The following is a 25236-nucleotide window of genomic DNA, read 5'->3' on the forward strand; positions in this document are numbered from 1 at the left end:
GTAGCGTCACAAGGCCGGAAAATGGATTCGGAAGGCCGCACCGCCCAAGGCAGAATCACCCAGGGTCAGTTGCGCACCGTAGCTTTCGATGATGTCCTTGACCACCGCCAGGCCAATGCCCTGCCCCGGATGCTGACGATCCAGACGCTCGCCGCGCTGGAGGATCCGCGCCCGCTGATCCGGGGGCACTCCCGGGCCATCGTCTTCCACACACAGCTGCGAGCCATCGAGGGTCTCGCGCACGCTGATGCGCACCGAACTCAGGCATAGGCGATAAGCGTTCTCCAGCAGGTTGCCGAGCAACTCCAGCAAAGCACCATGCTCGATGGGCAGATGGCAGTGTTCGGGCAAATCGAACGACACCCGCACCTGCTTGTCGCGATAGACCTTGTCCAGCGTGTCACACAGGCTTTGCAGCAACGGTCGCAAATGAACCTGGTGGCGCACCAGGCCACTCTTGCGCAGGCTGGCACGCTGCAACTGGTAACTGATCTGCTGGCTCATACGCTCGATCTGCGCCTGCAGGACCCAAGCCTGCTCACGATCCTGAGGTCGTTGCGCCATGTCCTCACTGACGCCTTGCAACACCGTCAGCGGGGTTTTCAGGCTGTGGGCCAGGTCATCCAGGGAGTCCCGGTAGCGGGCGCGCTGCTCACGCTCGCTTTGCAACAGGCGGTTCAACGAGCCCGTCAGGCGCAGCAGCTCTCGAGGGTGCTCCTCGCTCAGGCTCTGGCGAGTGCCACTCTCGATCTGGTCCAACTCCTGACTCAAGCGCCGCAGGGCCTGCAAGCCCCAGGTCAGCCCCAGCCAGAGCAATGCCAGGAGCACCAGCAGCGCCGCGCCAAACCCCAGATAGAGGTTCTCCCGAACCCCTTCCAGGGTCTGCTGATACTCACGTACCGGCTGCAGCGCAACAATACTGAACGCCGCGTTCTTGCCCCCCAGCAACTTGATCTCGACGTCGTAGACGAAGAACTCCTGGCCATTGGCTTCGCGGATCCTGGCGAACTCATTACCGCGCCCGTCGTACCGCGGCCGGTAGTTGATGTTCTCTTCCTGGGTTGCTCGCGAACGCCAGACCAGGTGCCCTTCACGGTCGTAGATGTAACCCAGCAGCCGACTGTCGGCGAGATTGAAGCGCTCGTCAGGCAGCTGCGCTGGCATCTGCAGACGGTTGTTTTCGATCCGCGCGGCGGAAATCAGGGTAGTGACGTCGGAGGCCAGACGCTGCTCGATGGAGTCCTGCAGCGCGAGACTGAAAGCCCCCTGCATGGCCGGCAGCAACGCCAGCATGAACAGCACCGCCAAGGTGGTGGCCGCCAGCATCAGCCGCAGGCGCAGCGATCGAATCATCGGCAGCGCTCATTGAACAGATAACCCAGGCCGCGCACCGTATCGATCGGCTTGAAGCCCGACGGCCCCTCCAGCTTGCGGCGCAACCGCCCAACCAGTACCTCGATAACGTTCGGATCGCGCTCGTCATCATCCGGGTACAGCTGCTCCATCAGCCGGTCCTTGGCCACCACCTGCTGGTGATGACGCATCAGGTATTCGAGGATCCGGTATTCGTAGGCAGTCAGGGCCAGGGGCTCTTCATCCAGGGATGCCTGCTTGCGGTTCAAGTCCAGCAATAACGGGCCGGCGATGATAGTCGACTGGGTGAACCCGCTGGAGCGCCGCAACAATGCATTGAGCCGCGCATCCAGCTCTTCGAACTGAAACGGCTTGACCACATAGTCATCAGCACCGGCGGCCAGGCCCTCAACCTTGTCCTGCCAGTTGCCGCGGGCGGTGAGGATCAAGATCGGAAAGGTCTTGCCACGGGCGCGCAACTGTCGGATCAGGTCCAGCCCACCCATGCCGGGCAAGCCCAGGTCGATCACCGCCAGATCGTGATTGAACTGCTCGGTCTGATACAACGCCTCTTCGGCGTTCGCCACGGACTCAACCACATGACCGCTGTCGGTGAGGCGGGTTTGCAAGTGATGGCGCAACAGCGCTTCATCTTCAACGACCAGCAATTTCATAACGCGCTCCCAGGCAAAATTCAGCATCTCCATGGGCGCCCCTGCGCCCTGATGATTGATGCGACAACGCCGGACCGTGCCCAAGGCACGATCCGGCGCGGGTCAGGCCAAACCGCTTATCAGAAAGCGTAGTTGGCCGACAGGTAAGTCTGGGCACTGCTGGTGAGGCTCAGCGAACCCTGCTTGCTGCCACCGCGTTCACTCATCTCGGTCCCGGCATTACTGCGCAGGTAACGGTAGCCGAGCTCCACCGAGGTATTTTGCGAAACCTGTTGCAGGACACCGGCCTGCACCCCTACCGCGTAACCGATATCACTGTCACGACTGAACCCTGGAGATTCCTGAGTCAGCTTGGTCAGGCCTGCGGTGCCGCCGCCAAAGAGTTTGGTGCTGCTGGTCACCGGCAGGAACATATCGTAACTGCCCAGCAGATTTTGCTGACGCAGTTTAATGCCATTGTGGGAGCCGGAAACGTAATCGTAAGTGGCGTAGTAGCGGCCCTGGTCATTCTGTTGACCGAAGCGCACACCCCAAGTGTTGTCCTTGCCAATCACACCATCGGCGTTCGGATGGCCGAGGTTGCTGTTGAGCTGACTGGACTTCTTGACCTTGTCGCTGGTCTGGCCAAAAGTCAGGCTGGCGAAGTTGCTATCAGCCGCTTGGACAGCGGCGCTGGCGCCGAGAACGGTAAAGGCCAGGAGCATTTTTTTCAATAAAGTCATAGGAAGTTTCCTTTGCACTATAGGCTTTTTGGGTACGGGGCTAGAGTAAACAGCCCGCCCTGAACTCCCCCTGAACACACCCTTAACCTCGCCTGAACCAGATCGACTAGGCTGTTTTGACGCCTTTTCAACCGGAGTTCCTCCTATGCGCGTGCTCTTGGCTGTCTTTCTGTTAACCCTCAGCGGCCTCGGCCAGGCTGCAATCAAGACCCAGGAAATCCCCTATCGCAGTGCCGATGGCACGCCGCTGATCGGCTACTACGCCTACGACGACGCCGTACAGGGTCCTCGCCCAGGCGTGGTCGTGGTCCACGAATGGTGGGGGCTCAACGATTACGCCAAGCGCCGGGCTCGGGACCTTGCCGCCCTGGGCTACAGCGCACTGGCCATCGACATGTATGGCGAAGGCAAGCACACCGAACACCCGCAAGACGCCATGGCGTTCATGCAGGCCGCACTCAAGGACAGTGCTGCCGCCAGCGCGCGCTTCGATGCCGGCCTTGAACTGCTGAAGCAACAGCCGCAGACCAACCCGCAAAAACTCGCGGCCATTGGTTACTGCTTTGGCGGCAAGGTCGTCCTCGACGCTGCCCGCCAGGGCCTCCCACTGGCCGGCGTGGTGAGTTTTCATGGTGCCCTGGTCACACAAGCACCGGCGACGCCTGGCAGTGTCAAAGCAAAAATCCTGGTGGAGCATGGCGCGCAGGACAGCATGGTCACGGCCGACAACGTCGCCACCTTCAAGGCAGAGATGGACAAGGCCGGTGCCGACTATCAATTTGTCAGCCTGCAAGGCGCCAAACACGGCTTCAGTAATCCCGATGCCGACCGCTTGAGCCATGGCGAACACGGCGGCCTGGACATCGGCTATAACAAGGCCGCCGATGAACATTCCTGGGCGGACATGCAAGCCTTCTTCAAGAAGCTGTTCGGCTGACAGCGTCTCGAACCCGTGCGTTATGGAGTTGCCGCAACGGCTCTGCGGCAACCCCTCGCGCGATGGACGACTACCCTCGATGAGCGCAACCCGGCACACTAGCGACCATGAATGCTCTCCCTCCCCTACCAGCCTGCTGCACCCCACTGGACGCTTCCTGGCCATTGCCGCAAGCCTTGCCCCACACCCTTTGGCTAAGCACCCGGTTCAACCCCGGGCAGTTGACCATGGATGACTTCCAACGCAGTGGAATTGAAGCACCGCCGAGCATCCAGCGCTCGGTGGCCAAGCGCCAGACTGAATTCCTCGCCGGACGCCTGTGTGCCCGGGCCGCCTTGCGCCAGTTGCAACAACTGGACTGGGTGCCTCCCATCGATACCGATCGGGCACCGATCTGGCCTGCGCATATCTGCGGCTCGATCACCCACAGCAGCGGGCGTGCTGCCGCCATCGTCGCCGACAAGCAACACTGGCAAGCCTTGGGGATGGACCTGGAAACACTGCTGAGCGAAGAGCGCGCAGCCAAGCTGGCAGAGCAGATTCTCACCCCCGCGGAGTTGCAACGCCGGGACCAACTGACAGCCAAGCAGCAGGCCCTGGCGGTGACCCTGACCTTTTCGATCAAGGAAAGCCTGTTCAAGACCCTGTATCCGCTGGTGCGCAAAAGCTTCTACTTCGAACACGCCGAAGTGCTGGAGTGGAGCCCGGAAGGCCAGGTGCGGGTACGCCTGCTCACGGACTTGTCCGAGGAATGGCACCACGGACGCGAGCTACTGGGCCAATTCGCCGTCGAGGGCGATCAACTGCTAAGCCTGATCGCCATCAAGGCCTGACCCTTTCACACTCAATGGGGCTCCTGCTGTCGAGGCCAACTCAGGCTGAAGCAGGCGCCTCCAAGATTCTTGCTGTTGCTGATCAGGGCACGCCCCTCGTGCCAATGGATGATCCGCCGCACAATCGACAGCCCCAACCCATGGCCGCCGGAGGCCCGGGTCCGACTGTCATCCAGGCGCAGAAACGGCGTGAAGATCTTCTCCCAGGCGCTTTCCGGCACACCAGGACCGTCATCTTCCACATCCACTCGGCAACGCAGTTGGCCCACCTGATAACTCACGGTCACCTGGGATCGCGCATGGCGCATGGCATTGCTCACCAGGTTCTGCAGCGCCCGGTGAAGATAGCGCGGCTCAGCCTCGACCCAGGCACCATCACACTCTGCGGCAGACAGGCACAAGCCACGCTGGACCTTGAGGTTGGCCCGCAACGGCGCCAGCTCGCTGATCACCTGGTTGATCAGGGCATTCAGGTCGATACGCTGGAAGTTCAAGGCCGGCGAGCCCTGCTCCAAGCGCGCATAGGTGAGCATCTCGTCCACCAGTCGGTCGAGATCCTGAATATCGTTATCCATGCCATCCAGGTACTTCTGCCGCGCCTGATCGGTGCTCGCCGAAGCAATCATCTCCAGACCGAAACGCAGCCGCGCCACCGGTGTGCGCAGCTCGTGGGAGACCGCCCGCACCAGTTCACGCTGGATCGCCAGCAAGCGCTGCAGGTGCTCGGCCATGCCGTTGAATGCTGCCGCCAGGCGCCCCACCGAGTCCGCACCACGGGCCGGCACCCGGGTTTCCAGGCTGCCCTTGGCAATCCGCGTGGCTGCGGATTCCAAGCCACTGAGGCGTCGCTCCAACTGACGGACCAATAGATAGACGATCAAACCGATCAGGCTCAGGCCCAACACGGTAATCAGCACCAGCCATTCGGGAGGATAAGGATTCATCTGATACAGGGGACCGATCTCCAGCACCCAGGGCGTGCCCACCAGTCCGGCGAAGACCCGGATCGAATCGCCGCCCTTGCCCAGGGCCATTACCGTATCGCCCTCGGCCACCCGCCGGCGCTGATCCTCGTCCATGTCCGCGGCGTCGAGGGTGGACAAGTGCATATCGAAACCGAAGCCCTTGGCTTCCTTCAATGCCGCCAGACGCTGCGGCTGCTCTGCCACCGGATAACGCACCAGTTCGTCAGCCAGCAGATAGATGGTGGCCCGGGCCAATTGCTCGCTGATCTGTTGCACTTCGGCACTGAGCAGCAACTGCTCCTTCTCGCTGACCAGGCGATAGACCCGAGCGGCAAATGGCCCGATCTGCTCTACCAGCGCCTGGCCGCGTAGCACCCGACCACGCTGGCTGCTGTCCAGGTCAGTCTGGCTGAACGTCTTCAAGCTCAGGGGAATCCCCAGCAGCCGCTCCCACACCGCCAGCGCCCGACGACGCTCGATCTCGCTCATCGGCTGAAGGTTATCTGCCATCAGCGAGAAGGTCCCGTGGGCCAGACGCTCGCGGTATTGCTCGCTGCGCACCTGGTTCAGCAAATGCAGGGCCAGCACCCCAAGTAACGCCACCAGAATCAGCGCGGCGCACATGCCGCCATAGATACGCAGGAAGATCGAGTTCACAGGGACATATCGGCGGCGGCTTCAGGGACGAACAGATACCCCTTGCTGCGAATGGTCTTGATCAGTCGCGGGTGCTCGGGGTCATCACCGATCTTGGGCCGGATGCGCGAGATCCGCACATCGATGGAGCGATCTTGCCCGTCGTAGCCGATACCGCGCAGCGCGGTGAAGATTTCCTCTCGGGAAAGAATCCGTCCGGCATTCACTACCAGCAGCCACAGCAGGTCGAACTCGGCGCTGGTCAGCTCGATCCCGGCGTCGCTCAGCCACGCCTCACGCAGGGCGTTGTCCACCACCAGGGGACCGAATTGCAGGCGTCGGGTTTTCTCCGCCACAGGCTCTGTCGCTTCACTGCGGCGCAGCAAGGCCTGGATCCGCGCCAGCAACAGCCGTGGACGTACCGGCTTGCAGACATAGTCGTCGGCACCCAGGTCCAAACCCATGACCTGGTCCATATCATCGGTGCGGGCAGTGAGCATGAGGATAGGTCCGTCATAGCGATCACGAACCTTGCGGCAGATGCTCAAGCCGTCTTCTCCCGGCAGCATCAAGTCGAGAATCACCAGGTCCGGTTGCTCGGCAATGATCCGCGCGGCGGCCAGTGCTCCATTGCCCTCAATCGCCACCTGCAGGCCGCTGCTCTCCAGGTATTCACGGGTCAACTCAGCCAGCCGCTGGTCATCCTCGACAATCAGTACCTGCCAGGCTTCTTGCTCCATGCTCGACCTCTTTTATTGCCAGCACACCGTCGGAAAGAAGACACCCGTCTTTTTGTCATGAAAAAGGCGGATAACTTGCCATGAGAAAGGCAGATAACACCCAGTAGATCGCGGCGGATTGTAGCAACCGGTGCGGGGCTCCACACAAGCAGCTAAAACGATTCGGTCAGGACGTTTTTTTGTGATAGGGTTCGCGCCCGCAAAAATCCGCCCACGGTAATTTCTGGACGTAAAAAACAGTGACAAACGGTTGCATGCACGGGGACTGCGGGCTGCATGAGTCTTACCCGATTCATACACAATTTACGCACAGCCTTATCCACAGGCAGTACGTTGCAATCAGTCCCCAAAACGCATTATCTTGTATCCCGGCGGCTAAAAATCCCTATATCTAGGGTTTTTCACAAAAAACCAAACACAAATCAGACAAGAAACTCAAGCCCTTTTCTTGCTCCTGTTTGGTGGAACCAATCGCTGATTTAGAAGACCAAGACCGCGTGTGCGGATGGCGCCGTTTTCCACCCTACTCAGGGGAAAACGGTACGGGTGTTGCAGCAAGAGACTGTCACCCATCAGGAACAAGGTGCCGAGCACTGGCTCGACACCCATGACTTCGGCATGGAAGCGGCGCCCATAGCCCCCTTCCTGAACTGTCCCGAAGTCGTTATGCCCGGCCTCTGCCGGCTGTAGTGCTTCAGGACGGAACGGTGGGCACCTCAATGGTGCCCAAACAAACATAGAGAACGTGGAGACACCCATGCAAACCGACACAACTCGCGAGAACTCGCAGGTCAATGCGCCGCAGGCCGCCGATTCCAACCTGGATCTGTCTGCTACCGCACCTGGCCAATTGCGCGTGATCAAGCGTAACGGCACTGTCGTTGCTTACACCGATGACAAGATTACCGTCGCTATCACCAAAGCGTTCCTCGCAGTTGAAGGCGGCACCGCCGCTGCCTCGTCGCGAATCCACGACACCGTGGCGCGCCTGACCGAACAGGTCACCGCAACCTTCAAACGTCGCATGCCTTCGGGCGGCACCATCCACATCGAAGAAATCCAGGACCAGGTCGAACTGGCCCTGATGCGCGCCGGCGAACAGAAAGTCGCCCGTGACTATGTGATCTACCGTGACTCCCGCGCCAAGGAACGCGCCACCCGCTCCACCAGCGAAGAGCCGGTACAAGCCCACCCATCGATCCGCATCACCCGCGCCGATGGCAGCCTGGCGCCGCTGGACATGGGCCGCTTGAACACCATCGTCACCGAAGCCTGCGAAGGCCTGGAAGAAGTCGACGGCGACCTGATCCAACGCGAAACCCTGAAGAACCTGTACGACGGCGTGGCCCTGACCGATGTCAACACCGCCCTGGTGATGACTGCCCGTACCCTGGTTGAGCGTGAGCCGAACTATTCGTTCGTCACCGCCCGCCTGCTGATGGACACCCTGCGTGCCGAAGGCCTGGGCTTCCTCCAGGTCGCCGAAAGCGCCACTCACCACGAGATGGCCGACCTATACGCCAAGGCACTGCCGGCCTACATCGCCAAGGGTATCGAGTTCGAATTGTTGAACCCAGTTCTGGCCACCTTCGACCTGGAAAAACTGGGCAAGGCGATCAACCACGAGCGCGACCAGCAGTTCACCTACCTGGGCCTGCAGACCCTGTACGACCGTTACTTCATCCACAAGGACGGTATCCGCTTCGAACTGCCGCAGATCTTCTTCATGCGCGTGGCCATGGGCCTGGCGATCGAAGAGAAGCACAAAGAAGACCGTGCCATCGAGTTCTACAACCTGCTGTCGTCCTTCGACTACATGTCGTCGACCCCGACCCTGTTCAACGCCGGCACCCTGCGTCCACAGCTGTCGAGCTGCTACCTGACTACCGTGCCGGACGACCTGTCGGGCATCTACCACGCAATCCACGACAACGCCATGCTGTCCAAGTTTGCTGGTGGCCTGGGTAACGACTGGACTCCGGTGCGTGCACTGGGTTCGTACATCAAGGGCACCAACGGCAAGTCCCAGGGCGTTGTACCGTTCCTGAAAGTAGTCAATGACACCGCCGTAGCGGTCAACCAGGGCGGCAAGCGCAAAGGCGCTGTATGTGCCTACCTGGAAACTTGGCACATGGACATTGAAGAGTTCATCGAGCTGCGCAAGAACACCGGTGATGACCGTCGTCGTACCCACGACATGAACACCGCCAACTGGATCCCTGACCTGTTCATGAAGCGTGTCTTCGATGACGGCCAGTGGACCCTGTTCTCGCCTTCCGAAGTGCCGGACCTGCACGACCTGACCGGCAAGGCCTTCGAAGAGCGTTACGAGTACTACGAAGCCCTGTCGCAGTACCCTGGCAAGATCAAGCTGTTCAAGACCATCCAGGCCAAAGACCTGTGGCGCAAGATGCTGTCCATGCTGTTTGAAACCGGCCACCCATGGCTGACCTTCAAAGACCCGTGCAACCTGCGTAGCCCGCAGCAGCACGTTGGCGTGGTCCACAGCTCGAACCTGTGCACCGAGATCACCTTGAACACCAACAAGGACGAGATCGCCGTTTGCAACCTGGGCTCGATCAACCTGCCGAACCACATCACCAACGGCAAGCTGGACACCGCCAAGCTGCAACGCACCGTGAACACCGCCGTGCGCATGCTCGATAACGTGATCGACATCAACTACTACTCGGTACCACAGGCGCAGAACTCCAACTTCAAGCACCGCCCGGTTGGCCTGGGCATCATGGGCTTCCAGGACGCGCTGTACCTGCAGCACATTCCTTACGGCTCGGACGCTGCGGTAGAGTTCGCCGACAAGTCCATGGAAGCGGTCAGCTACTACGCGATCCAGGCTTCTTGCGACCTGGCCGACGAGCGCGGTGCCTACGAGACATTCCAGGGCTCCTTGTGGTCCAAAGGCATCCTGCCGCTGGATTCGCAGCAGATCCTGATCGAGCAGCGTGGCCAGAAGTACATCGACGTTGACCTGAACGAATCCCTGGACTGGGCGCCAGTACGTGCCCGCGTGCAGAAAGGTATTCGTAACTCCAACATCATGGCCATCGCACCGACCGCGACTATCGCCAACATCACCGGCGTATCGCAGTCGATCGAACCGACCTACCAGAACCTGTATGTGAAATCGAACCTGTCCGGCGAATTCACCGTGATCAACCCGTACCTGGTTCGCGACCTGAAAGCCCGCGGCCTGTGGGATTCGGTGATGATCAACGACCTGAAGTACTACGACGGTTCGGTGCAGCAGATCGAGCGCATCCCGCAAGAACTCAAAGAGCTCTACGCGACTGCCTTCGAAGTGGACACCAAGTGGATCGTCGACGCCGCCAGCCGTCGCCAGAAGTGGATCGACCAGGCTCAGTCGCTGAACCTGTACATCGCCGGCGCTTCGGGCAAGAAGCTCGACGTGACCTACCGCATGGCTTGGTACCGTGGCCTGAAAACCACTTACTACCTCCGTGCCCTGGCCGCGACCAGCACCGAGAAGTCGACCATCAACACCGGCAAGCTGAACGCCGTTTCCAGCGGCGGCAACCACGGTGACGACTCGGTCTTGGCCGCTCCTGCCGGCCCCGCTCCAGTGCCGAAGGCTTGCGCCATCGACGAGCCGGATTGCGAAGCTTGCCAATAAGCTGAGCTGACAGGTGCCTGCAGGCACCTGCCACAACCCCCGATACGCCTACGGCTTATCGGGGGTTTTCTTTTGCCTGCGAAAAACCCACAGGAGTCGGCTTGCCGACGAAGAGAATCTAGGCGGCACTGCCTCCGAGGCCGCCTTCGCTGGCAAGCCAGCTCCTACAGCAGTAGATTCTGCAGGGAACAGGCACAAAAAAGCCCCTCCAGGAGGGGCTTTTCGTACAGCGCTTCAACCCACCGGCATCAGGTCATCTGGATGATGGTCTGCATGATGGTGCTCTGGGTGGAGATGGTCTTGGCGTTCGCCTGATAGTTGCTCTGGGCCTTGATCAGGTTGACCAGTTCGTTGGTCAGGTTGACGTTGGACTCTTCCAGGGAGTTGGACTGAATCGCCCCCAGGGTGCCAGTCTTCGGCGCGTCATAACCTGGAATACCGGACGAGTAGGTTTCTTTCCAGCTGGTGCCGCCAACTGGCTGCAGGCCTTGCTCATTGGTGAAGCTTGCCAGGGAGATCTGACCGATCGGCTTGGTCTGCTCGTTGCTGAAGTTGGCCAGCATGACGCCAGTGCCGTCGATGGTCAGGCTGCTGATCTGGCCGGTGGCGTAACCATTCTGCGCGATCACCGAACGGTTGCTATCACCGAACACCGAACCGGTCTTGGTCATGTCGATGCTGACACCGTTCGGCGCGGCCTTGGCACCGTTGGGGGCGAATACACCGTTGGTAACGGTACCTGGAGTCCAGGCGGCAGCAGACATGACAACGTTGTTACCGACGACGGTGAACTGGCTGCCAGTCGCCGGGGTTGGCGGAGTCACAGCCTGCAGCTTACCCGACGAGTCGAAGGTCATGGTGATCGGTGCTTGGTTGGCCATGCTGAAGGCCGAGCCATCCGGATTGCGACCATCGATCAGGGTATAGGTCTGCCAAGTGTTGGCATTCGGCGTCTTGATCATGTACTGATCCATGACGTGCTTGTTGCCCTGGGTGTCGTAGACCGGCGTGCTGAACTGCTTGGTGTAGGTGGTGTTGTCGGTCGGATTGAACACATACGCCGGAGTTGTCGCGGCAGTATTGATCGGGGTTGCGTTGGAATCCAGGTTGATGGTCGAGGAGATCGAGTCGGTCGGCTTCGGTGCGAGGTTCGAGGTATCGATCCGCAGGTCGGTCAGCACACCGTTGACGATCTTGCCGTTGGCGTCGACCGCATAGCCTTGCAGGCGAGCAGTGCCATCACTGTTGGTGATGTAGCCTTCCTTGTCGGTCTTGAAAGTACCGGCACGGGTATAAGTCAGGGAACCGTTGGTGCTCAGCACGAAGAAACCCTGGCCCTGGATACCCATGTCCAGCACGTTGCCGGTGTTGCTGATATCACCGTTGGTGAACTGCTGGGAAACGTTGGCCAGGCGCACACCGTTACCCACGACCTGAGTGCCGCTGCCCAGTTTGGTGGCCGAGTACACATCGGCGAACTCTGCACGAGATGACTTGAAACCCGTGGTCGCGACGTTGGCAATGTTGTTGCCGGTAACGTCCAACTGTTTGTTGGCAGCGTAGAGACCGCTAAGGCCGATATTGAAAGACATATTCCACTCCTTGTGCCGGTTTAGTCGGCTCTAGATACCAATGGTTTGTACTTTGGACAGGGCAATCGGGCTGCCCATACCGGCCAGGTTCAACATCAATTCACCACCGGTCTGGCTGATAGTGACGCTGTTGACCGTTGCCGGCAGGTAGGTGACCAAGTCAGTGCCCTTGCCATCAATGGTGGTACTGGCCTTGAAGGTATAATTACCCGGATCTGCCTTGGTACCGTCGGTCTTGGTGCCATCCCAGACGAAGCTGGCATTGCCGGCTTTCTGACTGCCCATGTCGATAGTCTTGACGGTGTTGCCAGCCTTGTCGGTGACGGTCACGGTGACCGAGCTCACGCTGGACGGTACGGTCACCGAGCCGGTCATGCTCTTGCTGGTATCCACCTGAGTGGTACCGGTCTGCACGATGACCGAACGGCCCACCAGGGAAGAAGCCTGCAAGGCCTGGGACGATTTGTAGTTGCCTGTGATCGAGTTCACCGAAGTATTGAGGGTAGTAATGCCCTCGAGGGTGGAGAACTGCGCCAACTGGGCAACGAACGCACTGTTGTCCTGAGGATCGAGTGGGTTCTGGTTGTTCAGCTGAGTCACCAACAGCTTGAGGAACGCATCCTTGCCCAGGGACTGCTTGCCGGTCGCACTGTTAGTGGCCGCCGCCAGGCCATCGGCGCTGGTGGTCGTGGTTTTTTTCGACGAATTGGCCAGCACATCCTTGAGGGATGGGGCGTTGGTGGTATCAGTAACGCTCATTGGATTCGCCCCTTATCACTGACCCAGGGTCAGGACCTTCTGCATCATGGTTTTGGCGGTGTTCATCATTTCCGCATTGGTCTGGAACGAACGGCTGGCGGAGATCATGTCGGCCATCTCTTCCACCACGTTGACGTTGGGGTAGTAGACATAACCCTTGGCGTCGGCGGCTGGATGATTAGGTTCGTAGCGGGCCTCAAGATTGCTCTGGTCTTCGACCACGCCCAGCACCTGTACGCCCTGGCCTGCAGCATCCTGATTCTGGAACAGCGAATCAGTGCCACCGCTCTGCGCGCCCTGGAACATGGTGGCGAATACCGGATGACGAGCGCGATAGGTCTGATCGATGCTTGACGACACGCTCTCGGCGTTGGCGATGTTACTGGCGACGGTGTTCAGACGGGTGGTCTGAGCGCTCATGCCACTACCGGCAATATTGAAAACACTGGCAAGGGACATGGATTACTCTCCGCGCAGGGCTGCAACCAGCCCTTTGAACTTACTATTAAGCAGCGTGAAGCTGGCCTGGAAATCCACTGAGTTCTGCGCATAGCTCGACTGTTCAAGCTGGGCATCCACGGTGTTCTGGTCGATCGAGGGTTGCATCGGCGTGCGATACAGCAGGGACTCATCGCCACCGCTCAAGCCTTGCGCTTCGATATGCCGGTTGTTGGTCATGTTCAACGCGAAAGCGCCGTTCTTAACCTTGTCGTTCTGCTCGGCGAGCACCGCGGAGAAGTCCAGATCCCGAGCCTTGTAGTTCGGGGTATCGGCGTTGGCGATGTTGTTGGCCAGTACTTCGGCACGCTTGGCGCGAAAGCCAAGAGCCTGTTCGTGGATACCGAGCGCTTTATCGAAGCTGATGCTCATGTCGGAAACCTTTGGGTGACCTGATTTTTCGTAACCTGGATGTAGCAAGCTGCGTGCCAAGTCCGCAAGCCCCGTAAATCAAGGGATTGCTGGCGCAGATGCCGCGGCAATGCCAGAAAAGCGGCAATGACTTTCCGCGAAACGCCGGCAAAGCGGCAATCGCTCTGCCGCTTTCAGCCTGTACAGCTCAAATGACGCGCATAAAAAAGGAGGCCCATAGGCCTCCTTTTTCATTGCGCAATCGCTGCTTACTTCGCCTGGTAGATGATCCCCGGGCTGCATTGCACCATCTGATAATGGTCTGGCAAGCCATTGAGCGCTTCGGAAGCCCCCAGAAACAGGTAACCACCCGGCTTCAGAGTACTGTGAATGCGCATCAGGATGTCCTTCTTGACCTCGGCCGAGAAGTAGATCAGCACGTTACGGCAAAATACGATATCGAACTTGCCGAGACTGGCATAACTGTCCAGCAGGTTGAACGAGCGAAATTCCACCCGACTCTTGATCGGCGCCTTGATCACCCAGCGCCCCGGCCCCTTGGGATCGAAAAAGCGCTGCAGACGCTCGGCCGACAAGCCACGACCAATCGCCAGACTGTCGTACTCGCCGGTCTTGCAGTTATTGAGCATGGTTCCGGACAGATCGGTGGCCACGACCTGCACCCCCATCTTCAACTGTCCCATATTGCTGCGCTCGAACTCATCGATGGACATCGACAGCGAGTAGGGCTCCTGCCCCGACGAGCAGGCGGCCGACCAGATCCGCAGGCGCTGGTTGGGGCTGGCCTTGATCGCCTCGGGAAGCACCTTGTTCTTCAATACCTCGAACGGATAGGTGTCACGAAACCATAAGGTTTCGTTGGTCGTCATGGCGTCCACGACCATCTCGCGCAATCCGCTGCGAGGTTGGGTCTGGATACGCTGAACCAACTCACCCAAGGTTTTTATGCCTTGCTGTTCCATCAGTTTGTTGAGACGGCTCGAGACGAGATATTGCTTGTTTTCCCCGAGCAAAATACCACAGGCTTTTTCCAGGAAGACCCGGAACTGTTCAAAATCCAAATTACCCGTAGACAATGCTGCCGCCTCTTAAATCTATGTCCGCCAAGGGCTGGTGCCCTCAGCTATGGTCTGCTGCTTTGATCCGGTCGACTACCCGGGATGCCAGGTCATCAGGGCGGAACTTGGCAAGGAAGTCATCGGCACCGACCTTCTTCACCATCGCCTGATTGAATACGCCTGACAACGAAGTATGCAGGATGATATGCAGCTTTTGCATGCGTGGATCGTTGCGTATCTCGGCCGTGAGGGTGTAGCCGTCCATTTCAGGCATCTCGATGTCGGAAATCATCATGAGGAACTCATCTTCCGGCTTCTTGCCCTCATCCACCAACTTGCGCAGATAGTCCAGTGCCTGCCGACCATCATTCAAGGCCACCACTTCAACACCCACAGTCTGCAGGCAACGAGTGACCTGCTTGCGCGCCACCGACGAGTCGTCGACGGTTAGCACCCGCAGGGAAACTGCCTTGTGCTGGGTCTCGACATCCACCACACCGACCGAAATCGCTTCGGAAGTAGGTGCGACTTCCGCGAGCACCTTCTCCACGTCGATGATCTCGACCAGTTGGTTATCCACCCGGGTCACCGCCGTCAGGTAGTGATCACGCCCGGTACCCTTGGGCGGCGGATGAATCTCTTCCCAGTTCATATTGACGATGCGTTCCACTGAGCGCACCAGAAACCCCTGGGTCTTGGTGTTGTACTCAGTGATGATGACGAACGGATTGCTCTGATCTTTCAATCCGCCAGAGCCAGTGGCCATTGCCAGATCCAGGATCGGAATGGTCGCCCCTCGAATATTCGCGACACCGCACACCACAGGACTGGATTTGGGCATCACGGTCAGCTTGGGGCATTGCAGCACCTCGCGAACCTTGAATACGTTGATCCCGTAGAGCTGCCCCCCATCAAGACGGAAAAGCAACAGCTCCAGGCGATTCTGCCCAACCAATTGCGTGCGCTGGTTCACCGAATCCATTACACCAGCCATGCCCAGACTCCCCAAAGCTTTAAGATCCGACGCACGCTCATTACTAAACGGCACGGGGCTTGCTTTTTAACTGTTATGAACGCCAAAACGACATTTTTCCGACGCCTGACATCACACTACCGCAAATTGCTTTGCGGGTTGTCGGCGCTGTGCATTTTAAACCCTGGCAGCCCTGCCGTTGCTGACTCGCTCACCCTGCCTGATCTTCTTATCGGCGTCACTCAAGGGTTTCTTGAATTCACGGTAGAAGACTATCTGGCCACCAGTCAAACGGAAGGACGCTACGAAATCCAGGTTAACCAACTGGACCCGCGCATGCACATGCCCGCTTGCGACAAGGAATTGACAGCAAGCCTGGAAAGTCCGGCGCAGCCACTAGGACGGGTCACGGTCAAGGTACGCTGCGAAGGCGCCTCGCCCTGGACGGTGTTTGTACCGGCGCAGGTCAAACTGTTTCGCGAAGTTGTTACCAGCTCGCGCGCCCTTAAACGTACTGGAATCATCGAACCGGACGATGTGGTATTGCGCGAGCGGGATATCAGCCAGAACAATCAGGGCTACTTGACCTCGGTGGACCAAGCCATTGGGCAGAAACTTGTCCGACCAATGGTAGCCGACCAACTCATCACCCTGGCTCACCTGGAGCAGGCCGAAGTGGTGCGCAAAGGCGACCAGGTGGTGATTTCGGCACGCAGCGGCACCTTGAATGTACGAATGCCGGGCGAGGCGCTGTCCAACGGCGGCATGAGCGAGCAGATCCGGGTCAAGAACTTGAACTCGCAGCGAGTGATCAAGGCGCGCGTCACCGCCCCCGGACAAGTGGAAGTGGCTATGTAGTGACTGGCGCTAGGCCCACTCGTTCCCTAAACTGTGGTCGATAACGGGTCGCAGATACCTGCGCTGGCTTGTCGAGATTTGGCCTAAAGTTTTTCAGGGTTTGGCCGAAAACATGGCAAGCGTCCAAATACCCAGAGGTTTTCTCCATCATGGTCATCGACTTCAGCCGTTTAAACAGCTCCCCTTCACTGACAGGCAGTACGCGTACTAGCGCCAGCAAGGAAACCGGCGATGCCGGTAAATCCACGCCGCTGACGACTTCGGCCGAGACCAGCAAAAGCGGAGAATCAGTACACCTCAGCAATGAGGCTCAACAGTTGCAGAAAATCACTGACAAGCTGCGCGATCAGCCTGCTGTCGACAAAGCCCGGGTGGCCGAGTTGAAGCAAGCCATTGCCGATGGCAGCTATAAGGTCGATAGCAACCGTATAGCCAGCAAACTGCTTAATTTCGAAGCCCTGCGCTAGCCACAGGCTTGCGCTAGGCTTTTGGACGCTTAACCCCCAAGGCCAGCCATGCACGACACCAATCTACTGCAACTGATCAACGATGACTTTGCTCCAGCTCAACACTTGCTGGAGCTGCTGAAAGCCGAATCCGTAGCCCTGCACGGCCGCGACATGCCGCTGTTGGAAAATATTCTGGCGCAGAAGCAAGCCCTGGTCATTTTGCTGGAACAGCATGGCCGCAAACGCACAGAGATCCTCGCGAGCCTGAACCTGCCGACCAATCGAGCCGGCCTCGAGCAACTGGCCAGCCACTCAAGCCTGGGTGAGCAACTGCTTGAGCAGGGCAATCTCCTTACCCAACTGCTGGCCGACTGCCAAGCCACCAACGAGCTCAACGGTCGATCGATCCAGATTCAGCAAGCCACCACCGCCAACCAGTTGAAAATCCTCAATGGCGGCGAACCTCCAGCCCTCTATGACGCCCGCGGCTCTACCTCAATGCTTGCGAAGCCCCGCCCACTCAGTCAGGCTTAAGCCCCAAAAATGAGCGCGCGCTACCAAGCCGTGAAACATGCTGGCAAAATGCCAGCTCATGCGTGTTGTTGTATTTTGTCTGGAGATTGATGAACCGTGTTCAACGCCTCAAACGCGGAAGATGCTCCGCAGCCACCTAAGGTGCTCACCACTGCGTTGGAAATTTCCTCCAACCTGCGGTTGCTGCAAGAGAGCCATGACCCACTGATCATCACTTTCCACGAGCGTAGCCAGCGCTTCCAAAGCTATCTGGTGGAAGTGGACCGCGAGAGCAACATGATTGCCCTCGACGAGATGATTCCCCGCGACGGCGAACGCTTCATGTTGGCGGGCGAGCCATTTCGCGTTGAAGGCTTCCATGAGGGTGTACGCATTGCCTGGGAAAGCAACGGCCTGCCAACCCTGGATGAATCCAACGGCGGCCGCTGCTACCATACCGCGCTGCCGGACGAAGTGGTTTACCACCAACGTCGAAACGCCTTCCGTGCCGCACTGAAGTTGGCACAACTGGTGGATATCGAACTTAGCGGCGAGAAACTAAAATCGCCCCTCAACGGTAAACTGCTGGACATTTCCGCCACCGGTTGCAAGTTGCGCTTCGACGGCGACATTTCCTCGCACCTGCAACTGGGCCAGGTCTATGAGCGCTTTATCGCAGCCCTGCCCTTCGGCAGCATGACCGCTCCAGTTGAATTGCGTTACCTGCACCATGAGGAACGCATCAACACGACCTTTGCCGGTGTGCGCTTTCATAACATGAGCGGCCTGGTACAGCGTCAGGTCGAGCGCTTCGTCTATCAACTGCAGCGCGAAGCGCGGCGCTTCGATAAAGACGACATCTAATCACCAGGCATCAATGAAAACGGGCAGTGCCTTGCGGCACTGCCCGTTTTTTTTGGCGCTAAGGCCTGGCCCCACTGAGATGATCCCGCGCGCACTCCTCAAGCGGCACCTCATCCACCACTTCTGGCATGTCGGGCGCCTCTGACTCCGGCTCCCCAGGTGCCGCGTCTGGCGCAGGCGTGGTCTGCATTTGATCCTGAACCACCTGCTCATCCACTCGCGGATCGAGGGCCGCCACCAAAGGCGAACTGGACATGCTGTCCGGCATCGCCACGTGGTGCAGTGGCGCATCGTCCACCTGATGCAGATTGGTCACAGCCTTTGGCCGGATCCGCCAAACCAGGACCAGCGCAAAGAAACTGAAGAAGGCGTAGAGCATCTGACTGCCGAACAACTTCATCAGCACCCCCGCAGCCAGCGGCCCGATACTCGCCCCCACGCCATAGGTCACCAACAGCATCGCCGTCAGCGATACCCGTCGGTCTCCCTCGACATGATCATTGGAGAAGGCTACCGCCAACGGATAAAGGCAGAACTGCACCAGGGAACAGAAAAATCCCAGGACGAACAAAACCTCCAGCGGCACCGCAGGCAATATCGCTAAGGGCAAGGCTGCCACCGCCAGGAACAACGCAAAGCAACGTATCAGCAGCGCCCGATCGTAACGATCGGACAACCAGCCCAGCGGCCACTGCACCACCAGGCCAGCAAAAATACAGCTACCCATAAACAGGCCCACCTGCTCGGTACTCAGGCCCTGCTGCGACGCGTAGAGCGGCGCCAGGCCGTAGAACGACCCGACGATCAGCCCAGAACCCAACACCGTACTCAGGGATTGCGGCACCCGCTTGATAAAGAACCGCGGCTCCATCGGCGCCGGATGCAAAGGCGCCGGGTGAATACGCCGGGTCATGGCCACCGGCACCAGGCACAAGGCAAAACACAGGGCTACCAGCATCAACAGTTCAAGCCCCAGGGATGGATGCATGACCAGAATCAACTGCCCCAGAACCAGCCCCAGATAAGAGGCAATCATGTAGCCGCTGAAGACCAACCCACGCTGCTTGGCATCGGCCTGCTCGTTGAGCCAGCTTTCGATGACCATGTACTGGCACATCATCCCTAGGCCAACAATCATCCGCAGCACCAGCCAGGCCGGCAGCCAGTCCACCAACCCATGCCCGAGTACGGCTGCACCAACGATCCCGGCACAGGTGGCGTAGGCGCGGATATGCCCGACCCGGGCAATCAGCCGATGCCCCAGCTTGCCCCCCAGAACCAGGCCGAAATAGTTGGCCGCCATCAGCGCGCCCACCCACAGGCTATCGACATGATCGGCGGCCAGGCGCAACGCCAGATAAGTACTGAGCAGACCCGAGCCGATCAGCATCATCAGCGAGGCAAAATAAAGCGCTCGAAAGGATTTCCAGATTTGGCGCATCGGCGTTCCGAGCGGCTCCTTGAATGAGGTGCCGGACCCCTGGCAAGACGGGGCCCGACCAGCGACGGTTCGGTTATGCCTGGGCCGCTAACACACGCCGTTCCCAGGGAGTAATTTCATCAAAGAAGCTGGTCAATTCCATGGTCTTCGAAGCGATGTAGCCTTCGATGAACTCGTTGCCAAACAGTTCCCTGGCCAACTGGCTGCGCTTGAGACGCTCCAGCGCCGCATGCAAGGTACAGGGCAATGACAAATTGTCCGGCACTGTAAATTCACCCTGGATAGCAGCCGTCGGCTCCAGCTCATTCTCGATCCCATGCAAGCCCGCTGCCAGACTCGCGGCAATCGCCAGGTACGGATTGGCATCCGCGCCCGGCAAGCGGTTCTCCACCCGTCGCGCCACCGGCGAACTGGCCGGGATTCGCAACCCAGCCGCCCGATTATCATGGGACCAGCAGGCATTGTTCGGCGAAGCGTAAGGATGGCACAAGCGCTGATAGGAGTTCACGTTGGGGGCAAACAATGCCGTGAAATCCGCCATTGCCGCCTGCTGGCCACCAATGAAATGACGGAACATCGCCGTCGGCTGCCCAGTTTCGTCACTGAAGACGTTACGAGCGCTACCGATCTCCACCACACTCTGGTGAATATGCATCGAACTGCCCGGTGTATGGGCCAGTGGCTTGGCCATGCAAACCACGATTAGGCCATGCTTGAGCGCCACTTCCTTGAGCAGGTGCTTGAATAGGAACGTCTGGTCCGCCAGCAGTAGCGGATCGCCGTGCAGCAGGTTGATCTCGAACTGGCTGACGCCCATCTCGTGCATGAAGGTGTCGCGGGGCAGGCCAAGAGCGGCCATGCACTCGTAGACCTCCTTGAAGAACGGTCGCAGGCCGTTGTTGGAGCTGACACTGAATGCCGAGTAGCCCTCCTCCCGCCGACCATCCAGCCCCACTGGTGGCCGGAAAACCTCCGCGGGATCGTCGTTGGGAGCGAACACAAAGAACTCAAGCTCCGTAGCCACCACCGGCGCCAGCCCCAGGGCCGCATAGCGGGAGACCACGTGCTTGAGTTGACCACGGGTGGACAGTCGCGAACTCTCGCCACTGAGCTCATCCGCATCACAGATAGCCAGCGCCCGTGGAGCCTGGCTCCAGGGTAGGCGATGAATCTGCTGTGGATCGGCATTGAGCGCCAGGTCGCCGTCGTCGCTGCCGTAAAAACGCGCAGGCGGGTAACCGCCCATGATGCATTGCAGCAGCACCCCCCGTGCCATCTGCAAACGCCGCCCTTCAAGGAATCCCTCGGCGGTCATTACCTTGCCCCGCGGTACGCCATTCAAATCCGCAGTGACACATTCAATCTCATCAATGCCCGTCAATCGCTCGGCGAGTGAACTGTGGCCATCGGTTGTCATGACTCAATCCTTGTTGTTATACGAGCCGCGAACGGCGACCCGTACAAAATACGCACCACCCGCTCAGGATTTCAAGCAGGCGAGAATAAAATCCCCAGCCGTCTGCACATCGGCAAACAACCCGCACGTTCACTGCCGATACACAGCCAGTATCCAGCCACTCAGCGAAAGGAGTAGGCTCAACCGCCTGCCCTAGCCTGACCGATGGAGGCCCGCATGCTGGGAAGCCTTGCCGATATCGACCTGCGGATGCTGCGGGTTTTCTGCGCCATCGTTGAAGCCGGTGGTTTCACCGCAGCTCAAGTACGGCTCAACACCAGCCTGTCACGACTCAGCGTGGTAGTGCGCGATCTTGAGGAACGCCTGGGATACTCATTGTGCAGACGGGGCAGCAGCGGCTTTCAGCTGACCGATCAGGGCCAGGAACTGTTCGAGGCCACGCAACTGCTGTTCACTGACATCGAGCGCTTTCGTCAGCATGCCAACCGGCTAGGTCCGGCAGCCCGTGAACACCTGCAGATCGGCAGCGTCGACAGCCTGGTCAGCCTGCCCTGCGCGCCCCTGCCTTTGGCCCTGAATCATTTGCGTCGTCGCCTGCCACAAGTGCGCCCGAACCTGCACCTGATGCGCCCCGATGAGCTGGAACAGGCAGTGCTCGACGAGCGCCTGCACCTGGCTATCGGCGCCTTCCACCATCAACTGTCGGGGCTGCACTACCAGCACCTGTTCGATGAAGAACAGAACCTCTACTGCGCCAACGGGCATCCATTGTTTCTACGCCGCGATGAAGCATTGACCATGGAAGACATCTGCGCCGCCGATTACGTGGGTCGAGGCTATATGGCGGAAAATCAACGACCTCACGACCTGCCCTTCAACCAGACCGTCAGCGCCTACACCATGGAAGCCATCGCAACGCTGATCTTCTCGACCACCTACCTGGGTTATCTGCCCAGCCACTACGCCGCCAACTGGGTCGCCAAGGGCCAACTGCGCGCCCTGCTACCCCAGCGCCTGGCCTATCGCTCGAGCTTTCACTGCATCACTCGCCAGGGACAGGAACCCAAAGCGGCGCTGGCCGCCTTTCTCGAATGCCTGGATCTGGCCGGGCAAGAGCTGGGCAACACCAGCGCTCAAGGCAAGTAAATCTTGAACAGGCCACCGCCCAAAGGGCCACCGTTGCTGATCAGGGTATGCCCGCACACGCCGTTGCGCTGATGCAGCTCGGCGATACGCCCGGCGAAGTACAACCCCAGCCCGGTACTGCCGCTGCTTTGATTGATGCCCTGAACATAGTCGGCCTGACGCTCGATCATCACCTGGGGATAGCCCTCGCCGTCGTCATTGATCGACAGCACTACCTGCCCCTCTTCATCACTGACCGTGATCAACAACGCATGACGCGCATGGCGGATCGCATTGTTGATGCAGTTGGCCAACACCGAGGCAATCAGCTCACGATCGAAAAAGCCCAGGGGACTCAACGGATCGACCTCGTAGGCGACAGAGATACCACGGCTCTTGAAGACCTCCTGATGACTCACCAACTGCGCTTCGATGAAATCATCCAGCTCGTGGTAGGCCGGCTGCAACGGCAACTGGTTGACTCCCAGTTTGTACAGCCCCAACAACTGCACCAGCATGCCGTTGAGGTGCGCAAACTGGTAGTCGATCACTCCTTGCTCGGGCGCCTGCTGCGACTCGGGCAAGCGTGCCAGCCACTGGGCGTGAGCCTGCATCAGCATGGCCAGGGAGTTTTTCATGTCATGTACGGTGGATGCGATCACCGTGGAAAAGTCGAGCACCTGTTGCTTTTCGATCATTCGCCAAACGCCTTGCTTCGCAGCTTCTGATAGCGCAGAAAACGCGCGTCGGTATCGGGCATCATGCCGACCATTTTCAGGCACGCCTGGCATTCTTCCAGGAGTGCCGCATCCGGATTGGCGTCCGCGCCGTGCAACAGCGACTGTGCCATGTTCAGGGCAATACTGATGTTCTTCGGCTGCATGGCCAGGGCTTTTCGGAACAAGTCCCGGGCCTCGACCAGATTGCCGCCCTTGTAACTACGTACGCCCTGACGGTTGATGTCGGCCGCCGCATTGGACGAACTGAGGATCGTCGGGTCGTCGGTCAGTTTGGCAATGTTCTGCATGACCTTCGGATCATCGCCGTAGATCTCCGCACAGTTCTTCAACATCGACGCACCCGCACTGGCCTGCCCCAGCATCTGCAGTTGCTTGGCCACCAGCAGCGCCGCTTCGGGACTCATGAATTGCTCCATGCCGTCCAGGCGCATCAATGCTTGCTCGGTGAGCTTTTCAGCGGTTTCCGCATCATTGAGTAACAGGCTGGTGGCCTTCATCAGTCGCGCGCGGATCTGCAGGCCCGGATCGCTGGGGTTCTCCTTGGCCACCGCGCTCAGGGTCTGGTTGATCTCCAGGCGAGTGCGAGTGTCCAAGCCCTTCTCACTGCCCTTGCTGATCAATGCGTGGGCCAGGCCGAGGTTGCTTTCCGGGTCCTTGAAGCGCGACTGCGCGCCCTGGTACACCGCCTGGCGATAGGCTCTGGAGGCGCTGTCAAAATCTTCGTTGGTCATGGCCAGCTTGCCCAGCAACGCCTGACGACGCACGGCCAGCGGCGACAGGCGCACCGCCTCTTCCAGCACGCTCTGGGCGCGCTTGGTATCGCCTTCGGCAACCAGCACATCCGCCAACCCGTCGTAGAGCCCGGGCATCATCGGAAATGCCTTCAAGGCCTTTTCATACACCGCCTTGGCCTCACCTGCTTGGCCACGCTTGAACAGCAAGCGCCCCAGCCCGACATAGGCCCAAGGCAAAGGCCGGTCCGCCAGAATACTGTTGTACAGGCGCTCCAGGGGCTCATTCTGATGCATGTCGCGCAGGGCATCCGCCCGGTAACGCAGGCACAGGGGCGCGTACCGCGGGTCCTGCTTGCAGAGCGCGATGCAGGCGTTAAGCACTTCCACCGGCTTGCCCCGGTCAAGGGCTTGAAGAATCGGCTTGAGCAGAGTCTTGCGCTGCTGCAGGCGCTCCAGGCGCTGGGCCAGGCCGGAGCGGTTGAAAGGCTTGGTCAGATAGGCGTCAGGCTCGTGCTCCAGAGCACTGAGCACCATGGCCTGGCTGCTCTCGGCAGTGACCATGAGGAACACGCTTTCATGACTGATGAGCTTTTCCAGCATCAAGTCTTCCAGCACCTGCTGACCGTTTTTCTTACCGTCGCCCAGATGGTAATCCTGGAGGATGAAGTCGTAGCGCTTCTGCGCACACATGCGCAGGGCCTGTTCGCCAGTATCGGCGGTATCCACATCCTTGACACCCAGCTCACGCAACATCGAACGCACCGAACTGCGGAAGTCCGAGAAATCATCGACGATCAAAAAGCTCTTTTGGTGGTACGCCAGCATCGAAGATTCCAGGCAAGTAAGAAGATCAATCCACAGACACCAGGACCCGCCCGGCTTCACAGCCTGTTTTTGGCGCGCAGATAATAGCTGCTGGCCACGGGCTATCAACCATTTTCCAGTCGCCCTGTGATACAGATCGCGACTTGGGAACACAATTGTCCACTGAAGTTATCGGCCGGCTTTGGCATTCCCTTATAGGTGTTCGCAAGAATCCATCCGCCCCCGAAAAAACTCTCTGAAAACTGCTCACTCCGCTGTTGAAACCTTGGATTCTGAAACTTCACCTGATAGCGTGCTGCGCCTCAAAACCTCGATCGTTTTTGCCTGCCATGCCAGTGCTGTGCACGGTATCGGCCAAGGGGCAAATGATCCATCAGCTGCACGCTGTACAGATTTGCAACCCGGGTGTCGAGGGATCGGCATGGCACCCGACGGCGGTATCATCGACGAGGAAGTGCCGGTCTGCCAGGCAGTGCATCAAGCGATGCGCAGGTCATTATCAAATG

The 25236-nt window shown here is 59.2% G+C and carries 23 protein-coding genes; 8 read left to right on the plus strand and 15 right to left on the minus strand.

Annotated elements, in window-relative coordinates:
- Positions 1-6: 6 nt before the first annotated feature.
- The 3 genes from GV819_RS10345 to GV819_RS10355 form a co-directional block, all read right to left on the minus strand.
- Complete coding sequence (locus GV819_RS10345; protein WP_161755976.1) at positions 7-1353, minus strand: ATP-binding protein; 1347 nt, start codon at positions 1351-1353, stop codon at positions 7-9.
- On the minus strand, positions 1350-2027 hold the full coding sequence (locus GV819_RS10350) for a response regulator (protein ID WP_161755977.1): 678 nt from the start codon (positions 2025-2027) through the stop codon (positions 1350-1352). Before GV819_RS10350 ends, GV819_RS10345 begins: the two co-directional genes overlap by 4 nt.
- Before the next feature lie 119 nt (positions 2028-2146).
- A complete protein-coding gene (locus tag GV819_RS10355) occupies positions 2147-2749 on the minus strand; it encodes a hypothetical protein (RefSeq protein ID WP_161755978.1) in 603 nt (200 codons plus the stop codon).
- Between the two features lie 145 nt (positions 2750-2894).
- Between GV819_RS10355 and GV819_RS10360 the strand changes: the two genes are divergently transcribed.
- Together GV819_RS10360 and GV819_RS10365 are read left to right on the plus strand one after the other, a co-directional pair.
- On the plus strand, positions 2895-3686 hold the full coding sequence (locus tag GV819_RS10360; protein ID WP_161755979.1) for a dienelactone hydrolase family protein: 792 nt from the start codon (positions 2895-2897) through the stop codon (positions 3684-3686).
- A 107-nt stretch (positions 3687-3793) separates the two neighbouring features.
- A complete protein-coding gene (locus GV819_RS10365) occupies positions 3794-4519 on the plus strand; it encodes a 4'-phosphopantetheinyl transferase family protein (protein ID WP_161755980.1) in 726 nt (241 codons plus the stop codon).
- A gap of 11 nt (positions 4520-4530) precedes the next feature.
- Here GV819_RS10365 and GV819_RS10370 read toward each other — a convergent pair whose 3' ends face one another.
- Complete coding sequence (locus tag GV819_RS10370) at positions 4531-6141, minus strand: ATP-binding protein (RefSeq protein ID WP_161755981.1); 1611 nt, start codon at positions 6139-6141, stop codon at positions 4531-4533.
- On the minus strand, positions 6138-6860 hold the full coding sequence (locus GV819_RS10375; protein ID WP_161755982.1) for a response regulator: 723 nt from the start codon (positions 6858-6860) through the stop codon (positions 6138-6140). Before GV819_RS10375 ends, GV819_RS10370 begins: the two co-directional genes overlap by 4 nt.
- A 757-nt stretch (positions 6861-7617) precedes the next feature.
- On the opposite strand from GV819_RS10375, the gene GV819_RS10380 reads away from it, so the two are divergent.
- Positions 7618-10512, plus strand: a complete 2895-nt coding sequence (locus GV819_RS10380; protein ID WP_161755983.1) for a ribonucleoside-diphosphate reductase subunit alpha — start codon at positions 7618-7620, stop codon at positions 10510-10512.
- Positions 10513-10760: 248 nt separating this feature from the next.
- Here the strand turns inward: GV819_RS10380 and flgE are convergent, their stop codons facing one another.
- From flgE to GV819_RS10410, 6 genes are all read right to left on the minus strand, one after another.
- Positions 10761-12104, minus strand: a complete 1344-nt coding sequence (flgE, locus tag GV819_RS10385) for a flagellar hook protein FlgE (protein WP_161755984.1) — start codon at positions 12102-12104, stop codon at positions 10761-10763.
- A 30-nt stretch (positions 12105-12134) separates the two neighbouring features.
- On the minus strand, positions 12135-12863 hold the full coding sequence (gene flgD, locus GV819_RS10390) for a flagellar hook assembly protein FlgD (protein WP_161755985.1): 729 nt from the start codon (positions 12861-12863) through the stop codon (positions 12135-12137).
- A 15-nt stretch (positions 12864-12878) separates the two neighbouring features.
- Entirely contained in the window at positions 12879-13322 is a 444-nt protein-coding gene (gene flgC / locus GV819_RS10395) for a flagellar basal body rod protein FlgC (RefSeq protein ID WP_161755986.1), read from the minus strand.
- Between the two features lie 3 nt (positions 13323-13325).
- Positions 13326-13733 (minus strand): flagellar basal body rod protein FlgB, encoded by a 408-nt coding sequence (gene flgB, locus GV819_RS10400; RefSeq protein WP_161755987.1) that lies wholly within the window; start codon positions 13731-13733, stop codon positions 13326-13328.
- 248 nt (positions 13734-13981) lie between these two features.
- On the minus strand, positions 13982-14809 hold the full coding sequence (gene cheR / locus GV819_RS10405) for a protein-glutamate O-methyltransferase CheR (protein ID WP_161755988.1): 828 nt from the start codon (positions 14807-14809) through the stop codon (positions 13982-13984).
- Positions 14810-14852: 43 nt separating this feature from the next.
- Positions 14853-15785, minus strand: a complete 933-nt coding sequence (locus tag GV819_RS10410) for a chemotaxis protein CheV (RefSeq protein WP_161755989.1) — start codon at positions 15783-15785, stop codon at positions 14853-14855.
- 75 nt (positions 15786-15860) lie between these two features.
- Here GV819_RS10410 and flgA point away from each other — a divergent pair, with 75 nt between their 5' ends.
- The 4 genes from flgA (at position 15861) to GV819_RS10430 (ending at position 18448) form a co-directional block, all read left to right on the plus strand.
- Positions 15861-16622, plus strand: a complete 762-nt coding sequence (flgA, locus tag GV819_RS10415; RefSeq protein ID WP_161755990.1) for a flagellar basal body P-ring formation chaperone FlgA — start codon at positions 15861-15863, stop codon at positions 16620-16622.
- 149 nt (positions 16623-16771) lie between these two features.
- Positions 16772-17089, plus strand: coding sequence for a flagellar biosynthesis anti-sigma factor FlgM (flgM, locus tag GV819_RS10420; protein WP_161755991.1), 318 nt, complete (start codon positions 16772-16774; stop codon positions 17087-17089).
- A 48-nt stretch (positions 17090-17137) separates the two neighbouring features.
- On the plus strand, positions 17138-17605 hold the full coding sequence (locus tag GV819_RS10425) for a flagella synthesis protein FlgN (protein WP_161755992.1): 468 nt from the start codon (positions 17138-17140) through the stop codon (positions 17603-17605).
- A 96-nt stretch (positions 17606-17701) separates the two neighbouring features.
- Entirely contained in the window at positions 17702-18448 is a 747-nt protein-coding gene (locus tag GV819_RS10430) for a flagellar brake protein (RefSeq protein ID WP_161755993.1), read from the plus strand.
- Between the two features lie 58 nt (positions 18449-18506).
- Here the strand turns inward: GV819_RS10430 and GV819_RS10435 are convergent, their stop codons facing one another.
- Both GV819_RS10435 and GV819_RS10440 read right to left on the minus strand, forming a co-directional pair.
- Positions 18507-19889, minus strand: a complete 1383-nt coding sequence (locus GV819_RS10435) for an MFS transporter (RefSeq protein ID WP_161755994.1) — start codon at positions 19887-19889, stop codon at positions 18507-18509.
- Positions 19890-19962: 73 nt separating this feature from the next.
- Positions 19963-21204, minus strand: coding sequence for a glutamine synthetase family protein (locus GV819_RS10440; RefSeq protein ID WP_178124806.1), 1242 nt, complete (start codon positions 21202-21204; stop codon positions 19963-19965).
- Positions 21205-21522: 318 nt separating this feature from the next.
- Between GV819_RS10440 and GV819_RS10445 the strand changes: the two genes are divergently transcribed.
- A complete protein-coding gene (locus GV819_RS10445) occupies positions 21523-22452 on the plus strand; it encodes a LysR family transcriptional regulator (protein WP_161755996.1) in 930 nt (309 codons plus the stop codon).
- Here the strand turns inward: GV819_RS10445 and GV819_RS10450 are convergent.
- Together GV819_RS10450 and GV819_RS10455 are read right to left on the minus strand one after the other, a co-directional pair.
- Complete coding sequence (locus GV819_RS10450) at positions 22440-23129, minus strand: sensor histidine kinase (protein WP_161755997.1); 690 nt, start codon at positions 23127-23129, stop codon at positions 22440-22442. The genes GV819_RS10445 and GV819_RS10450 overlap by 13 nt on opposite strands.
- Complete coding sequence (locus GV819_RS10455; protein WP_161755998.1) at positions 23126-24730, minus strand: tetratricopeptide repeat-containing response regulator; 1605 nt, start codon at positions 24728-24730, stop codon at positions 23126-23128. The genes GV819_RS10450 and GV819_RS10455 overlap by 4 nt, the downstream gene beginning before the upstream one ends.
- Positions 24731-25236: the final 506 nt, after the last annotated feature.

The sequence above is a fragment of the Pseudomonas sp. Fl5BN2 genome (genome assembly GCF_009908205.1).
GTDB lineage: Bacteria > Pseudomonadota > Gammaproteobacteria > Pseudomonadales > Pseudomonadaceae > Aquipseudomonas.

Excerpts from the sequence above, each read along its gene's own strand:
- GV819_RS10345 (WP_161755976.1), bottom strand. The coding sequence starts at position 1,353 with ATGATTCGATCGCTGCGCCTGCGGCTGATGCTGGCGGCCACCACCTTG.
- GV819_RS10350 (WP_161755977.1), bottom strand. The coding sequence starts at position 2,027 with ATGAAATTGCTGGTCGTTGAAGATGAAGCGCTGTTGCGCCATCACTTG.
- GV819_RS10355 (WP_161755978.1), bottom strand. The coding sequence starts at position 2,749 with ATGACTTTATTGAAAAAAATGCTCCTGGCCTTTACCGTTCTCGGCGCC.
- GV819_RS10360 (WP_161755979.1), top strand. The coding sequence starts at position 2,895 with ATGCGCGTGCTCTTGGCTGTCTTTCTGTTAACCCTCAGCGGCCTCGGC.
- GV819_RS10365 (WP_161755980.1), top strand. The coding sequence starts at position 3,794 with ATGAATGCTCTCCCTCCCCTACCAGCCTGCTGCACCCCACTGGACGCT.
- GV819_RS10375 (WP_161755982.1), bottom strand. The coding sequence starts at position 6,860 with ATGGAGCAAGAAGCCTGGCAGGTACTGATTGTCGAGGATGACCAGCGG.
- GV819_RS10380 (WP_161755983.1), top strand. The coding sequence starts at position 7,618 with ATGCAAACCGACACAACTCGCGAGAACTCGCAGGTCAATGCGCCGCAG.
- flgE (WP_161755984.1), bottom strand. The coding sequence starts at position 12,104 with ATGTCTTTCAATATCGGCCTTAGCGGTCTCTACGCTGCCAACAAACAG.
- flgD (WP_161755985.1), bottom strand. The coding sequence starts at position 12,863 with ATGAGCGTTACTGATACCACCAACGCCCCATCCCTCAAGGATGTGCTG.
- flgC (WP_161755986.1), bottom strand. The coding sequence starts at position 13,322 with ATGTCCCTTGCCAGTGTTTTCAATATTGCCGGTAGTGGCATGAGCGCT.
- flgB (WP_161755987.1), bottom strand. The coding sequence starts at position 13,733 with ATGAGCATCAGCTTCGATAAAGCGCTCGGTATCCACGAACAGGCTCTT.
- GV819_RS10410 (WP_161755989.1), bottom strand. The coding sequence starts at position 15,785 with ATGGCTGGTGTAATGGATTCGGTGAACCAGCGCACGCAATTGGTTGGG.
- flgA (WP_161755990.1), top strand. The coding sequence starts at position 15,861 with ATGAACGCCAAAACGACATTTTTCCGACGCCTGACATCACACTACCGC.
- flgM (WP_161755991.1), top strand. The coding sequence starts at position 16,772 with ATGGTCATCGACTTCAGCCGTTTAAACAGCTCCCCTTCACTGACAGGC.
- GV819_RS10425 (WP_161755992.1), top strand. The coding sequence starts at position 17,138 with ATGCACGACACCAATCTACTGCAACTGATCAACGATGACTTTGCTCCA.
- GV819_RS10435 (WP_161755994.1), bottom strand. The coding sequence starts at position 19,889 with ATGCGCCAAATCTGGAAATCCTTTCGAGCGCTTTATTTTGCCTCGCTG.
- GV819_RS10440 (WP_178124806.1), bottom strand. The coding sequence starts at position 21,204 with ATGACCGCCGAGGGATTCCTTGAAGGGCGGCGTTTGCAGATGGCACGG.
- GV819_RS10445 (WP_161755996.1), top strand. The coding sequence starts at position 21,523 with ATGCTGGGAAGCCTTGCCGATATCGACCTGCGGATGCTGCGGGTTTTC.
- GV819_RS10450 (WP_161755997.1), bottom strand. The coding sequence starts at position 23,129 with ATGATCGAAAAGCAACAGGTGCTCGACTTTTCCACGGTGATCGCATCC.
- GV819_RS10455 (WP_161755998.1), bottom strand. The coding sequence starts at position 24,730 with ATGCTGGCGTACCACCAAAAGAGCTTTTTGATCGTCGATGATTTCTCG.